We start from the raw sequence: 15241 nt of genomic DNA, 5'->3' as shown, positions 1-15241 counted from the left end.
GCCCATTGCTTTTGATATCAGTCTAAATCTATCCGGGGTAATTGTCAACAAAAAAGACAGGAAATCCCTGTCTTTAATAATTGGCGTACTTCCCGGTAATCCCGCAGGCGAAAATGAGCTGCTGTTGGCCGGGACAGGTCCGCTACCAGAATACCCGTACCCCGCCGGGCCAGAACCTGGAAAGCTGATTCATCAGTGACATCATCTCCCAGGTAAACTGGCCAGAAATGGGGCCAGCGCTGAAGCAGGCGTAACAGGGCATTGCCTTTACTGGTACAGGCAGGTTTGAATTCCAGTACCTTTTTTCCTGATAATACTTCCCAGTCTGCCGGAAGCCACTGTCTGACCTGGCTGAGCAGCTGACGTATTTTCTCTGTAGCCAGTTGAGGCGGTGCCAGCCGGTAATGAACAGCCACCCCAGTTTGTTTGTACTCCAGCAAAAACCCGCATTCCCTGGACATAATTTTGTCTGCCATCTCCCCAATGCGGGCTGCCACCGCTGCGACGGCTGCAGAATCAAAGCAGTTTTCCACCTCTCCCCCGGGCCAGAGGATTTGCCCACCATGTCCACCGACCAGACAGAGACCAGGGATGGGAAAAAACTGCTTGAGCTGTTGCAAATCCCGGCCGCTAATGATGGCGATAATCTGCTCCTGTCTTTCTGTCAGTTCTGTGAGCAGGTCCAGAAGCTGCTGGTCCGGTACTGCCAGCTCTGGCTTTTCCCGCAAGGGAACCAGAGTGCCATCATAATCAGTCATTAGCAGCAACTTCCGGCTGCTCCGCATTGTTGCTCATTCCTTTCACCTGCTGCCACCACCACTCTAAATCCTGTTCTCTAATAATCCGCATCATGCTACTTAGTCGCTGCTGCTGTTCCGGCAGAGGCATTTCCAGACCGCGTTTGATTTGTTCTGCCATCTCCCGGGGATGATAGGGATTGGCCAGCAGAGCACCTTTTAGCTGCAAGGCAGCACCGGCAAAAGGACTGAGTAACAGTCCCCCGGTGCCTCGGGCTTTAGATGCTACATATTCTTTAGCCACCAGATTGAGCCCATCCCTGAGAGGAGTGACTAAAGCCAGATCTGCTGCCAGGTAGTGGGCCACCAGTTCCTGCCTGGTCAGAGAACGATAGAGATAGCGGACCGGCACCTGATAATCGGTGGTAAATAACCCATTGATTTCTCCCACCAGTTTCTCAATTTCCTGCCGCAGGCTCTGATAGGCTGCTGTCTCTACCCGGCTGGGAACAACCACCTGTAACAGAGCAACTTTACCCCTTAGCCAGGGGTAATTTGTCAGCAAATGAGAAAAGGCCTGCAATCGCTGGGGTATACCTTTGGTATAATCCAGTCGGTCTACACCCAGCAGTACATAGTCGCTTTGCAGAGCGAGGCGAATTTGCTCTGCCTTGCCTTTGATCTCCTCCCTGGCTGCCAGAGTCAGATATTCCCGCCAGTCAATCCCGATAGGGGCAGCAATAACCCTGATTTTCCGCCCTCCCCAGTGGATAGTGGAGTTAAGATAATCCACCCTTGCCCGGAGGATTTCCTCCACCGCCTGCAGAAAGTTGCGAACATAACTTTCAGTATGAAAGCCTATCTGGTCACAGGCCAGCAGGCCGCGCAGGATTTCCCCCGCCCAGGGTAATGTTGCAAATAATTCCACTGGTGGAAAAGGCACATGCCAGAAAAAGGAGATAGAAAGAACCGGCCGTTGCCTGCGTATCAGTGCAGGCAATAGGGTAAGATGATAATCATGTACCCAAACCCGATCGTTATGGCTGCTCATTTTGACCACAGTACGAGCAAATTTTTCATTGACCTGGCGGTAGAGCTGCCAGTAGTTTTCTTCAAACTGAACCTTTTCCAAAAAACCATGACAAAGAGGCCACATAATGCTATTGGAAAATCCATCATAGAAGCCTTTAATTTCTTCTGACGATAAAACTACTTCAGCAAAAAGATATTTACTCTCTCCTTCCGGCAGGGGTAACAGGTGGCCTGGCTCCTGGCCACAACGGCCACCCCAGGCTACCCAGATCCCCCCTTCCCGTCTTAATATCGGCTCCACTGCCGAAACCAGGCCACTAACCGCCGGGATTATCGCCAATCCGCCCGGGGTCTGACGCAGAGTACAGGCCCCCCGGTTGGAAACTACCAGCAACCGACCTCCCGTCTTACCACCAGAAAAAGACAGCTGAGCCATGGTTTCTCACCCCCTATGCAAAAATCACTTGCACCTGGCCAGTTGTACCGGTGACTCCACAATAGGTCTTACCATTTCTGCGGGTGAACTCCAGGTCTACTCTGCCTTCTCCTACTCTGATATTCTCCAGCCGCAGGGTTTTCAGAAAATCTGGTAACAGGGGTTGCCGGACAAAAATCTGGTTACCACGGCATTCTACCCCCAGTAAGGCCCTGAGGAGCAAAAAGATACTGCCCACCGCCCAGGCCTGCGGATCACAGGCAATGGGATATTTGACCGGGCCAGCATTGCCCCGGCGGGTAAAGCCGCAGAACAGTTCCGGCAGACGGGACTGGGGAAAATACTCGGCCGCAGCAAAGAGAGTTTCCGTCAGATAACACAGTCTTTCCAGTTGCCCGGCTTGCCGCAAGCCATAACCGATAATGGCATTATCATGGGGCCAGACTGAACCATTATGGTAACTCATAGGATTATAGGCCTTCTCCCGGTCACTCATAGTTCTAATTCCCCAGCCAGAAAAGAGGTCAGGGGCAAACAGGCGCCTTGCCACCTTGTCGGCATACTCCGGTGGCAGGATACCGGTAAACAGGCAATGGCCAGGATTGGAAACAATGGTTTTGAGCTTCCGTTTCTGGCCATCTAAAGCAAAGGCCAGAAATTCCTCCTCCAGCAACCAGAAATCCTGCAGGAATTTAGCTTGCAAACTCCGGGCTCTGGCCAGGAGCTGCTCTCCTAATGAAGGCACTCCCAGCTGCTGGTACAAAAAAGCTGCTTCCCGCAGGGCCAGGTAATAATAGCCCTGCACCTCCACCAGAGCAATGGGACCGGTGGGAAGCTGGCCATCAGAATCAATAACCCCATCCCAGGAATCCTTCCAGCCCTGGTTAATGAGGCCCCTTTCTGACTGACATTGATATTCGATATAGCCATCCTGGTCCCTGTCCCCGTAAACTTCACACCAGTGGATTGCCCGTTCCAGATTGGGCCGCAGTTTTTCCAGCAGCTCCCGCTCACCAGTCCAGCGGTAGTAAGCCGCCAGTAAGATGATAAACCAGAGGGTGGAATCCACTGAACCATAATAAGGAGTATGGGGAATTTCTCCAGCCCGGGCCATTTCCCCCAGACGCAATTCATGCAAAATCTTGCCAGGCTCTTCATCCCGCCAGGGGTCAATTTTTTCTCCCTGATAGCGGGCCAGGAAAAGCAAAGTTTCCCGGGCCAGCCAGGGATTGACCAGCAGTGTTTGCCAGGCAGTAATCAGGGAATCACGGCCAAAAGGTGCAGCATACCAGGGTATCCCCGCTTCCAGTACCGCCCCTTTGCCGGGATAATGGGTCGTCAGGGCCCGTAAATCTGTAATCCCTACTCTCAGCATCTGGTTGAAGCGCTGATTGTCAGTAATGATATTGATGCAATCCTGAATCCAGTCCCGGTAGGATTGGATTAAAAAACCGGCTGCCTTCTTAAACCCAAGATCCCGGGGTAAAGTCTCCTCCTGCTGGCGGCTTTCTTCCAGCCAGGGTTGGATTTTCAGGTAAAGGTAGTATTTTTTCTGGGGCTGTAGCACCAGCTTATACTCAGCCCAGGCCAAAGTACCCTCTTCCCCTATCCTGGAGGGAGCAGGAGCAAAATATATGCGCGTTTTACGCACTACCCCATCCTGGCCCTGATAACCAAGGCTGATTCCCTGGTGGGAAAACTCCGGTTTTAGTCTTTGCCCTCTAACCTGCCGCCTGGTTCCTCTGACCTCAAAGATATCGGCAAAATCCGCCCCCAGGCGAAAGCGCAAGGTTAGTTCCACAGGATACTGGTTGAAATTAATAAGACGTAACCGCTGGTAAAACCCATCTCTTACCAGCCGCAACAAGCGCAAATGGATAGTATGCAATGGTACCAGCTGACCCTTGCTGACAAAGTCCTTGTTGGTCAATTCCACCTGGGCAATATGGCTGTCCCGTACAGAGCGGGAAAGAAAAATTGGTTCTGTTCCGTTCAGTCGCAGCTCCAGACAGCTGAGAAAACGGGTATCAGCATAATAAAATCCCAGTCCGCCTGTATCCTGACAGGGGATTTCTCCCCCGGGCAGGGAGTTCATGAACATCTGCCCTTCCTTCAGTATTTCCACACTGCTGCGAATATCCTCCGGGGCAATCCGAAAATCATCCTGCCTGGTAAGGTTGCAACTGTTCATAATCTACCCCTTTGCCTCTGCTAACTTTTTTATATACGGCCAGTGTAGCTTCTGTCATCACTTCCCTGGTCCAGAACTTTTCCACCATCCTGCGCCCGGTCTTACCCATCTGCCGGCAGGCAATGGGATCAGCCAGCAAGCGGCAACAGCGTTCTGCCAGGGCGCGGGCATCTCCCATGGGCACGATATAGCCATTGATACCGTCTCTGACAATTTCCGGCATGCCCCCTGCCCGGCTCACGATGATGGGCCGCTCAGAAGCCATACTTTCCAGCATGACCAGACCGAAAGGTTCCTCAAAACAGGAGGGATAAATACAAAACTCAGCTGCCTGGTAAACCAGGGGCATTTCCGACCAGGCAAACAACTTCACAAAAACATGGTCCTGCAGCTGAAGCTCCTCAATTAAATCCATGATCTGACGCACATGTTTCTGCTGATGCGAGCCCCAGTCCACCGTTTTACTGGTGCCTGCCAGGACCAGTAAAACCCCGGGAAATTCCCTGCGGATTTCCGCCAGGGCCTGAACACTGATGTGGCAGCCTTTATCCAGACTCATGCGAGCAGGATGGAAAATCACCCGCCGCCCCTTAAACTGGGGATAAATCCGCTCAATTTCCGCCAGGTCCTTGCTACCAGGCGGAACAAAGCGGTTAAGGTCAATGCCATGATGAATGACTGTGATTTTTTTCTCTTCATAGCCAACACGAATCATTTCTCTTTTAATATAGTGACTGACAGCAATAATAGCATCCCAGGCCTGAGCCCGTTTGTTCATCTCCTGCCAGGTGGGATCGCTATCAGCCCAGACGTTGTGACTGGTCAAAATCAGGGGAATACCATATTCCTTTTTTAATTCAAAAAGAATATCAGCATGAACAGGGCTGAAGTAATGCATGTTATGGACATGCAGCATATCCGGTTTGAACTGTTCGATAAAGTTTTTGAACTCTGTCCGAATCTCTTCCGCCCTGGCGGCGATGATTTCAGGATTGAGGCTGTTTAAATCCAGTAAAGGGGTTCTTTTAACTGTCATCCCTTCATATTCAGCCATTTCAGGCTCTCCTGGAACAGCTCCGGTCAACAGGCTCACCTGACAGCCTTTTTCCACCAGAGCCGGGCCCAGCATGGCCAGATGGCTTTCCACCCCGCCGATAATGGGTGGAAAGGCCCAGTGAATTTGGGCAATTCGCATGTTTTCTCCCTCCCTTGCTCAAAAAAATCAGGCGGGAGATGTCTCCCGCCCTGTTTGCTGCTAATGAAACTAATGTCAATAACTGCCGACCCAAGAACCTGGGAGACATTTATCAACCATTAGTTACATTATTTCCTTATTTCCTCTTTTATGACTATTATAGACAGGATATTTTTTGCCTGTCAACACCTTAAAACTCAAAGGGACCCAGGTTTTTCTTGATTCGATCAAAAGCTTCCAGCATTCGTTCTTTCTCCACAGTCAAAGCGATACGGAAGAAGCCTTCTCCATGTTCACCATAGCCATTGCCAGGGGTAATAACCACACCTGTTTTCTCAAAGACGTGTTCCGCAAAGGACATGGAAGTAAAGCCTTTCGGTACCGGAGCCCAGACATAGATGGTGGATTTGGGTTTTTCCAGCTTCCAGCCGATAGCATTCAGACCTTCCACAGCAATGTCCCGCCGCTCCTGATAGACTTTACTCATGGCTTCGACACAATCCTGGGGGCCTGTTAAAGCGGTAATAGCCGCATACTGGATAGCCTGAAATACCCCGGAGTCGATGTTGGATTTCAGCCGTCCCAGAGCGTTGATGACATCCGCCCGACCTACAGCCCAGCCAATTCGCCAGCCCGTCATATTATAAGTCTTGGAACAGGAGCCGAATTCAACCCCCACTTCCATAGCCCCCGGCACTTCCAGAAAGCTGGGTGGCCGGTAACCATCGAAGGAAATCTCCTGATAAGCGGCATCATGGCAGACGATTATATCATACTTTTTGGCAAAGGCCACTACTTCCTCGAAAAATTCCAGGGGAGCTATAGCCCCGGTGGGGTTATTGGGATAGTTCAGCCACATTAACTTGGCTTTACGGGCAACCTCCTCAGGAATAGCCTTGAGATCAGGCAAAAAGTTGTTTTCCGCCTTCAAAGGCATGATGTACGGAGTACCCCCTGCCAGCAGGGTTCCGATACCATAGACCGGATAACCCGGGTCGGGCACCAGAGCAATATCGCCGGGATCCAGATAGCACCAGGCCATATGGGCAATCCCCTCTTTAGAGCCCAGCAGGGATACTACCTGGGTTTTGGGATCCAGGCTGACCTGGAAACGGCGCTGATAATAGTCGGCTACAGCCTGACGGAAAGACAGCATGCCCACGGAAGAGGGATATTGATGGTTGGCTGGATTATGGGCTTCCTTCACCAGTTCCTGAATGATATGGTCAGGGGTAGGCCGGTCAGGGTCACCAATCCCCAGACTGATGACATCCACTCCTTCTTCTTTCGCTTTAGCGATCTGAGCTTCGATGCGAGCAAACAAATAAGGGGGTAACTGGCGAATACGCTGAGCTTCCATTACCATTTTTTCATCCTCCTATCGAACCTGGTATTTCCCTGTAAAAACAATTGTCGCCGGTCCTGTCATAAAAACATGGTTGGTGCTGGCATCCCATTCGATCTCCAGATCACCACCAGCCAGGTGAATAGTCGCCTTTCGTTCTGTTAGGTCATTGAGAACCGCCGCTACCAGAGTAGCGCAAGCCCCGGTGCCACAGGCCAGAGTGGGCCCTGCTCCCCGCTCCCACACCCGCATGATCATTTCCTGGCGATTGACCACCTGGACAAATTCAGCATTTACTTTGCGGGGAAAAGCGGGATGGCTTTCCAGCAACGGTCCTACAGTTTGCCAGGGGAAATGGGAGAGATCCTCCACAAAAGTTACAGCATGAGGGTTGCCCATGGATACTGCTGTTATATGTAAAGCATATTCCCCAACCTGCAAAGGTTCATTCACCACTGTGCCAGCCGGACCTTGCATGGGGATGAGATTCCGTTCCAGGATGGGTTCACCCATATCCACCCGGATTCCCCGTACTTGTCCGTTTTCCCCCAGAATCACTTCCGGTACCATCACCCCGGCCAGGGTTTCTACCCGGATCACCGTATCCTTTACCAGACCATCCTCCCAGGCCAGGCGGGCAAAACAGCGGATGGCATTGCCGCACATTTCCGGTTCAGAACCATCGGGGTTGAAAATCCGCATGCGCAGATGATTTTCCGGGTTTTCAGCTGGCAAAAGCAAGACCAGTCCATCTGCTCCAATTCCGAAATGCCGGTCGCAGACTGCCCGGGCCAGAGCTGCCAGGTCAGCTGGTAAGGCTTCCTGAAAGGCATTAACTACCACAAAATCATTACCCAGTCCATGCACTTTGGTAAAATTCATCACAGATTACCTCCTCTACGGAAAATATGTTATAATACCATCAATGCTTTTGCAACCTCTACCTTTTTTGTATACAATATATATGGAATATACAAGGAGGTTTGTCTACATACCATGGACGGTTTCGCAATTGCTGCCATAGTATCGGAGTTGAATCAGGTACTGGCTGGCAGCCGCATTCAAAAAATCCAGCAGCCTACCCCCTGGGAAATCCACCTTTTGGTACGCAATCAAGGTCAAAATTACCGCCTCCTGCTTTCCGCCCATCCCAAATGGGCGCGTCTACATGTAAGCCGCTGGCAAAAAATCAATCCTCTCTCCCCTCCCATGTTCTGCATGGTTATGCGCAAACATCTGGAAGGGGGCAAAATTCTGCAATTTAATCAGGAAGGCTTTGAACGGGTGGTAGAGATATTAATCGAAAATACCGATGAACTGGGTCAGCTGGCCCAGCGCCGTTTGCTGGTAGAAATCATGGGCAAGCATAGCAACATCATCCTGGTAGACCCTGTCAGCAACCTGATCTATGATGGCATCAAACGCTATACCCACGCCGTCAGCCGTCACCGGGAAGTACTTCCCGGCCGTCCTTACCTTCCCCCGCCGCCCCAGGAAAAAGCAATTCCTGGCCATATCCTGGAAGAGGAATGGGGGCCCTTGCTTCTGGCTGCCGGGGAAAATCTGACTTTAAGCCAGGCGCTCCAGAAAACAGTCGCCGGTTTTAGCCCCAAACGGGCTGCCGATCTAGTAAAGAAAGCAGGTCTTGACCCTGATTTCCCTCTGGACCAGGTGGGCAACTATGAACTGACCAAAACCTGGTTAGCCCTGCAGGATTTGCTGGCTGAACTGGGCAAAGGCCCTCATCCCCTTTACTACAATTACCTGGCTGATGCGGAATATCAGCGATTAGAGGCGGAAGAAATTCTGCACTCTCAGCGTCAGAACTTGCTGCGCCTGGTCAAAGAGGAGATCAATCGCCTGCAAAAGCGGCGGGAATTTCAGGAAAAGGCCCTGGCCGAGGCGGCCTCAGGAGAAAAATATAAGCTCTTTGGAGACCTGCTGGCTGCCCATCTTTATCAGTGGCAGCCCGGCCTTACTGAACTGACGGTACCCAATTACTATGACCCGGAATTAAAACCGCTGACTATTCCTTTGCAGCCGGAACTGACAGCTTCTGAACAGGTAGAACACTTTTACAAAAAGTATGGCAAACTGCGTTCAGCTGAGCGCATGGCGACAGAGCAACTGGAAACTATAATCAGGGATTTGCAGTACTGGGAAAGTGTTGCCACTAATCTGGAAAATGCCGAGGATGCCAGAGTGCTGGCAGAAATCCGGGAGGAAATAGCGGCAGCCGGGCTTTTGAAACAAACCGGAAGACAGCGTAAGCCAGAAAAGGCGGAAGAAATCAGCCAGCCCACCCGTTTCAAAACCCGGGATGGCTACCTTTTCCTGGTCGGCCGTAATAACCGGCAAAATGATTACCTGACCTTGCGTCTGGCCCGGAGTGAAGATTACTGGTTTCATACCAGAGATATCCCTGGCTCCCATGTAATTTTAAAATGGAACAGTCCAGACCCCCCTCCGGCTGAATTGTTGCAAACCGGTGCCCTGCTGGCCGCCTGGTTCAGCAAGGCCCGCCATTCTTCCCAGGTCCCGGTTGATTATACCCAGCGCAAAAATGTTAAAAAACCCCGTGGTGCCAAACCGGGATTTGTTATCTATGAACAGCAAAAAACCCTGTACGTCAATCCGGGCCCGGAAATACTCACCCGCTTGACGACAACAAAGGAGGATGAAAATGAAAATTGATCCTATCGCTTTACAAATTGGCCCCCTCACCATCCGCTGGTATGGGGTGATCATGGCTATCGCTGTTATTATCGGGGTAACGCTGGCTTCCCGGGAAGCCCGGCGTCAGGGGATTGATCCGGAACGCATCCTGGATCTGGCCTTGATCGCCGCCCCCCTCAGCTGGTTAGGCGCTCGTCTCTATTATGTCATTTTCAACTGGGATTATTATAGTGCCAATCCCTCTGAAATCCCCAAAATCTGGCATGGTGGTCTGGCTATTCACGGCGGCATCTTAACTGCCATCCTGGTGGGACTCTGGTTTAGCCGCCATTACCGCCTGGATTTCTGGCAGCTGGCTGATATCTGCGCCCCCAGTTTGATTATGGGCCAGGCCATCGGACGGTGGGGCAATTTCTTCAACCAGGAAGCCTATGGCTATGAAACCGATTTACCCTGGGCCATGTATATCGATGGCGCCTATCGCCATCCCACTTTTCTTTATGAATCCCTCTGGGATTTAGGGGTTTTCTTTTTCCTGCTCTGGATTCGGCGCAAACCAGTCATTCGGAAGGGAGAAGTTTTTCTCCTCTATTTGATGGCCTATTCTGTGGGCCGTTTCATCGTGGAAAGTTTCCGCACCGACAGTTTGATGCTCGGACCTCTCCGCGCCGCCCAGGTGATGAGTGTGGTACTCTTTACCAGTGCAGGTTTGATAATTCTCTGGCGCAGAAAAAAAAGCGCAGCCCGCTAAGGGGTGCGCCTTTTATTTTTGCAGCTGAAAAATTTTGATTTTATAAGTATAGCCCCCCTGCTCCACTGGCCAGATTTGCTGCTCGACCTGCCAGCCCTGCTGCTCCAAAAACTGCAAAAATCGCAGGGCATCCACCCGGCCATATTCAGCAATAACCAGTTTCCCCCCTGGTAGCAAATTGTTATTAAAGATTTGCTCCAGATACGGATGATTTAGCGGCTGATAGATAAAATCGGAACCGGTAATTATATGGAACTTTTCCTGGATGTTAAATTGACGCCAGTCTGCCACTTGCTGAACCATATTAGCTGCCGCCCCGTTCTTGAGGGCATTCTGACGGGCCAGCTCCACGGCGGCAGGAATATAGTCAGTTTGGATAACCCATGCCCCTTTGAGAGCCGCCACAATTCCAGGCAACCCCAGGCCTGCCCCAAGCTCCAGTACCTTTTTACCGGTCAAATCCTCCCCCTGCCAGTACCAGCGGGCCAGGGCCAGGGCCGAAGGCCACAACTCCACCCAAACGGGAGATTCTCCATCCGGCAGGGTATGGGGTAAAATTTCTTCACTATTGGCCACTACAGTAAAATTAAGGACTTTGCCGCCCAGATCAATTTCCAGTTCCCGGGTTTTGATCACCGGCCCAATCTGAGTGCCAGGGTTGCTGTTCATATGGCACCTCCCATTCCTGTCGAACCGGTCCGGTCCAGACGTAGATATATACCTCCTGCTGATCCACTGTTCTGGTTTTTTGTCGGATATATAAGCCACTATGGGTATCTGGATCGTAATCTTCCAGTTCATCCAGTTCCCGCAGCAGCTCTTCATCAACCCAGTAGATCTCCCCTTTGATTTTGCCTGCTTCATCCGGTACTGCTCCCGGATAGGCTGGTGTTACCTGATAAAGGGCATAGCCCCATACCTCAGCCGCCACCGGACCAGCCAGTGCCCTGTGCAATAGCCTGTGATTGGACTGGCCTTTCAGCAATGTACCATAAACGAATACTTTAATTCCCTGGTTCAATTGTGACCCTCCTCATTCACTAAATAATCAGGATAAGGTATGCCAAAATATTTCAGTAGCCAGGGTACCAGATCAACCAGCCGGGGATGTTCCTTCTGCCATTCAGCGCCACAGACAATCAACGGTACCAGGGAATCGACGGCATGTAGAGAACCATGGCTGCCAAAGCCCAGATGCAAAGGTGACCCCAGGCCACCAAATTCATAACCCGGCGCAGCAGTAATGACCACATCCCCGGCATTGCGGGATCGCAGCAGGGCCGAAATACGGCGAAAAGCATCGGGATACTGGCCGAACTTCAGATACTGCCCTTCCACCCTGGCATCGATAGCGGACAGGTCTCCTTCCCAGTGCCAGCTATTACCGTAAAGATCTCGGCCAGTGCCTCCTTTAACAAACCAGAGAGCCCGATTACCATTTTTGATCCAGAATTTGGTCATCCCCTGCCATTCCTCTTTCCAGAGAATCAGATCAATGCGGCTATCCCCTTCCAGGAGCTCCAGCAGTTTTTGCATGACCCGGGCCCGTTTCAGGGGCTTACGACGCAGGATATAGATATGGGCCGCCCGTTCATTGGGAGCAATGGCAATATCCTTCCCAGGCAATGCCAGTTTGCGACCCAGGGGAACCTGTTTCAGAGGAGCCAGCAAAGCGGGCAAGTCAATAATAGCTTCCGGACTGTTTAATATCCTGCTTTGGCTGTGGTCTCCCGTTACGATAAATACCGTTTCAGCCAGAGCCTGTTCCCAGCTGGGATAGGCATCCAGAATTTTACAAATCTGCCGATCGGCCCGCATCAGGCTCTCATAGGCAGTCAGGGGATCATGGCGATGACAGTATCCATCATTATCGGGCAAATAGACCAGCATCAAGGGCGGCTGATGCCCATGGCTGATCAGATAGCTGGTCACTGTCCCGGAAAATTCATCATTAACACCGAATTTATTCAGCGGCCCGGCCGGAGCCCAGAATTCATCATCTTTAAACAACCTGGCCGGACGGCAGATTTCGCCCAGTACCAGCAGACTGGGCCCCATTAACCTGCCAGCCAGGCGAAATCTGGTCAGGAGGTTAATCAGCCAGGGAATTCTGGTTTCAAAAACCTGGCGGCCGCGAAAAATGTAGAAATTTATGGCCGCAGTCGTTAATCCCTGATCTTCCAGCAGCTCATACACAGTTTTTATTCTTCGGCTTAACTGCCGCCCATTGAGGTTAAAGATAAGGTCCTGCATCACTGTAGGCAGGCCCAATTTCCAGATAGCCGTAAAACTGGCGCCATAGTTAATCATCCGCTTCTCCCAGCGGCTGAACCAGACAAATCCGGGAACCTGGTGTAAATCCGGGTAGGTACCAGTAACAATGGAACTGGTACAGGTAGGGGTCATGGTGGGGAAAACACTGACACAATCGTAAAAAATCCGTCCCCGCCTGACCAGAAACTCCAGTCCTGGAACCATTCCCTGCTCCAGGCAATCCCTGACCACAGCCGGATTGAGGGAGTCAATAATAATCAATATCACCTTTTTCTGTTTACTGACAGAAACAGGTATGGATTGCATCTTCTTCTCCCCTATCCCTCCTGCATATATTTTAATTGTACACTGAAGCAGGAGGTAAGTGCATGGTTAAAAAAGAAAATTTTTCTACCTGGCAAATTGCCGCCACCTATATTGGTACCATGGTAGGTGCAGGATTTGCCTCCGGTCAGGAAACCCTGCAGTTTTTTTCTTCCTACGGCACCCAGGGCCTCTGGGGCATTTTACTGGCCACTTTCGGCTTTGGCTTTTTTGGTATGCTGGTCATGCGCTTTGCCTGGCAAATTAATGCCAGCAGCCACGCTGCTCTCTTTCGTCTGCTGTTTGGCCCCCTGCTGGGTAGTTTTCTCGACTGGCTGCTCAATGCCTTTCTTTTTTCCACCCTGCTAATCATGCTTGCAGCTTCCGGAGCTGTCTTTGAAGAACATCTGGGCCTGTCCCGTTGGTGGGGAATTCTTCTGGCTGCCTTGCTCGCCTTGCTGGTTCTCTTTTTTGGTGTTCGCGGCATCCTGGCCGCCAATGCCTGGCTGGTGCCCCTCTTGATCCTTATGGTTCTGGGGATCAGCCTTTATTCCCTCTTTTATCACGGCCTGAGCTGGGAAGTAATGGCCCAACCTCCCGCCAGCCCAGGAGTAGCGCCCCACTGGCTGCTGGCTTCCCTTTTATACCTCTCCTATAATCTGATTTTATCTGCCACTATTTTAGCCCCTTTGGGTGGCCAAAGTCAAAAAAGCAGCCCCCTTTATCTGGGAGCCTGGCTGGGTGCGCTCGGGATAGGCTTGCTTACTGTTTTGATTGCCCTGGTGGTGCTGGTTCATTTTCCCCAGATCCTGGACTTCGAAATCCCTATCCTGTATATTGTCAAGCCACACCCATTTTTTATCCGCCTGATTGTTATCCTGGTGCTGTGGACCGAAATCTTCACTACCATGATTGCCAATCTCTTTGGTCTGGCTGTCCGTTTACAGGATAAATGGGGTAAACCTCCCCTCTTCTGGTCTTTCATCCTGCTGGCCGCAGCCATTCTCTTTTCCCACTATCCTTTCAGCTTACTGGTAGAAACCCTCTATCCCCTGCTAGGGTATGCAGGACTTGCTTTTCTGCTGGCCCTATCCTATCATTTTCTGAAAAATTAAATTTTTTGCCAACCTCTTGCCAAAAGAGCAAATAAGTGTTATCATTACTGTGTCGAGGTTAAGTGAACACCTTCACTATCACTTGCCTCCGCAACGCTATTTCTCCCTTCTTACCTCCCATAACTCATATATTTTCTTGTAATGTTTTTAAAGGCAGGGTGATCGGAAATTGGCCCTGCCCCTTTTTTATCTCTTGCTTAATAAATCCAGATACTCCTTCCTGGTTCTACGGGTTAACCCGCTGCTGGTGGCGAGAATATGCCCACCCGGCAATGTGCGACCAGCAGCACAGACCTTCGCCAGCCTTTGTTCAAATTCCTTCGGGCTGATATTCCCTTCCAGCCAGCCTGGATCCAGATTACCCATCACCAGCAGGTTCCCTAGCAACTTGACCAGTTCCGCATCGCCCAGATCCTGGCCACAGGCCCACTCCAGTCCCTGTATGCCCCGTAAGCGGGTACGGGTCAGGGCTGGCAAGATGGAACGCAAGTCCCCATCACAATGCAATAATACCGGTATACCATCCTTTTCTAACTCCCGGGCCAGGAAATCATAAACAGGAAACAGAGCTACCGCCAGAATATGGCCTGGTACTACCGGGCCCAGCTGATTGGCAAAATCATCGGCGATTATTATCCCCTGGGCCCCGGCCTGAATGGCCAGCCGGGCCAGTTCCAGCTGGTATTCCCCCAGGGCCTGCCAGAACTGCCCCATCTTCTCCGTATTGTTTTCACAGGCATTGAGGAAAGCGGTATACTCCACCAGCGTACTGGCCAGCTGATATGGGCCATCCAGCAGGGCAAAGACAAACAGGTCACTCTCCTGCCGCCAGCGCCTGAAATAACCGTAATCGTATGCAGTCGCTTCCGGCCAGTTAATGGTAGTTTCCCAGCGCAAAAAATCCACCGCCGGTTCCACATAAAGGGGGCAATCTTCCCACCAGAAGAAAAAACGTCCCCATTCATCCAGCCAGATTCTTCTGCCTTCGATTTCCAGCCCGGTATCCTGAGGCGCTGGCCGCTCCGGCCCTTCCACGACCAGGAAAGCGCCGTACTGTTGCCAGAACTGACTTTTCTCTTCCCAGGTGGAACCGGTTAGGTCAGCAGGAGCCAGCAGTTCTCCCCAGGGAGTTACTTCTGGTTTGAGTCCTTGTAACACCTGGAAAACTATTTCCCTCTTTTCCATC

The 15241-nt window shown here is 51.4% G+C and carries 13 protein-coding genes; 3 read left to right on the top strand and 10 right to left on the bottom strand.

Annotated features, from left to right (window positions below; all coding sequences use genetic code 11):
• Positions 1-44: 44 nt before the first annotated feature.
• The 6 genes from otsB to dapF all read right to left on the bottom strand — a co-directional run bounded on the left by otsB (position 45) and on the right by dapF (position 7818).
• A complete protein-coding gene (gene otsB / locus CTH_RS05660) occupies positions 45-785 on the bottom strand; it encodes a trehalose-phosphatase (protein WP_107753305.1) in 741 nt (246 codons plus the stop codon).
• Positions 751-2205 carry an alpha,alpha-trehalose-phosphate synthase (UDP-forming) gene (locus CTH_RS05655; protein WP_107753303.1) on the bottom strand — a complete coding sequence of 485 codons (1455 nt, stop codon included), beginning with the start codon at positions 2203-2205 and terminating at the stop codon, positions 751-753. Before CTH_RS05655 ends, otsB begins: the two co-directional genes overlap by 35 nt.
• Positions 2206-2218: 13 nt before the next feature.
• Complete coding sequence (locus CTH_RS05650; protein WP_107753301.1) at positions 2219-4396, bottom strand: amylo-alpha-1,6-glucosidase; 2178 nt, start codon at positions 4394-4396, stop codon at positions 2219-2221.
• Positions 4365-5591: a glycosyltransferase family 4 protein gene (locus tag CTH_RS05645; RefSeq protein ID WP_078664840.1), complete on the bottom strand. Its 1227-nt coding sequence runs from the start codon at positions 5589-5591 to the stop codon at positions 4365-4367. The genes CTH_RS05650 and CTH_RS05645 overlap by 32 nt, the downstream gene beginning before the upstream one ends.
• A gap of 190 nt (positions 5592-5781) precedes the next feature.
• Entirely contained in the window at positions 5782-6957 is a 1176-nt protein-coding gene (locus CTH_RS05640) for an LL-diaminopimelate aminotransferase (RefSeq protein ID WP_107753299.1), read from the bottom strand.
• Between the two features lie 12 nt (positions 6958-6969).
• Positions 6970-7818 carry a diaminopimelate epimerase gene (gene dapF / locus CTH_RS05635; protein WP_078664842.1) on the bottom strand — a complete coding sequence of 283 codons (849 nt, stop codon included), beginning with the start codon at positions 7816-7818 and terminating at the stop codon, positions 6970-6972.
• Positions 7819-7932: 114 nt separating this feature from the next.
• On the opposite strand from dapF, the gene CTH_RS05630 reads away from it, so the two are divergent.
• Positions 7933-9630 carry an Rqc2 family fibronectin-binding protein gene (locus tag CTH_RS05630; protein WP_159071846.1) on the top strand — a complete coding sequence of 566 codons (1698 nt, stop codon included), beginning with the start codon at positions 7933-7935 and terminating at the stop codon, positions 9628-9630.
• Positions 9620-10363: a prolipoprotein diacylglyceryl transferase gene (gene lgt / locus CTH_RS05625; RefSeq protein ID WP_078664844.1), complete on the top strand. Its 744-nt coding sequence runs from the start codon at positions 9620-9622 to the stop codon at positions 10361-10363. Before CTH_RS05630 ends, lgt begins: the two co-directional genes overlap by 11 nt.
• 12 nt (positions 10364-10375) lie before the next feature.
• On the opposite strand, the gene CTH_RS05620 is transcribed toward lgt, so the two are convergent.
• The 3 genes from CTH_RS05620 to CTH_RS05610 are packed head-to-tail and all read right to left on the bottom strand — an operon-like array spanning position 10376 to position 12943.
• Entirely contained in the window at positions 10376-11032 is a 657-nt protein-coding gene (locus CTH_RS05620) for a class I SAM-dependent methyltransferase (RefSeq protein ID WP_078664845.1), read from the bottom strand.
• Complete coding sequence (locus CTH_RS05615; protein ID WP_078664846.1) at positions 10971-11384, bottom strand: gamma-glutamylcyclotransferase family protein; 414 nt, start codon at positions 11382-11384, stop codon at positions 10971-10973. Before CTH_RS05615 ends, CTH_RS05620 begins: the two co-directional genes overlap by 62 nt.
• On the bottom strand, positions 11381-12943 hold the full coding sequence (locus CTH_RS05610) for an alkaline phosphatase family protein (RefSeq protein WP_079906608.1): 1563 nt from the start codon (positions 12941-12943) through the stop codon (positions 11381-11383). Before CTH_RS05610 ends, CTH_RS05615 begins: the two co-directional genes overlap by 4 nt.
• A gap of 62 nt (positions 12944-13005) precedes the next feature.
• Between CTH_RS05610 and CTH_RS05605 the strand changes: the two genes are divergently transcribed.
• Complete coding sequence (locus CTH_RS05605; RefSeq protein WP_078664848.1) at positions 13006-14055, top strand: YkvI family membrane protein; 1050 nt, start codon at positions 13006-13008, stop codon at positions 14053-14055.
• A gap of 186 nt (positions 14056-14241) precedes the next feature.
• Here the strand turns inward: CTH_RS05605 and CTH_RS05600 are convergent, their stop codons facing one another.
• The gene (locus tag CTH_RS05600; protein ID WP_078664849.1) at positions 14242-15240 is read right to left on the bottom strand and encodes a uroporphyrinogen decarboxylase family protein; all 999 of its coding nucleotides are present in this window, start codon (positions 15238-15240) and stop codon (positions 14242-14244) included.
• Position 15241 lies beyond the last annotated feature (1 nt).

Origin of the sequence: Carboxydocella thermautotrophica (assembly GCA_003054495.1) — a bacterium.
Taxonomy (GTDB): Bacteria; Bacillota.
Note: the sequence above shows the minus strand (reverse complement) of the source record. Positions and strands in the feature narration are given on the sequence as shown.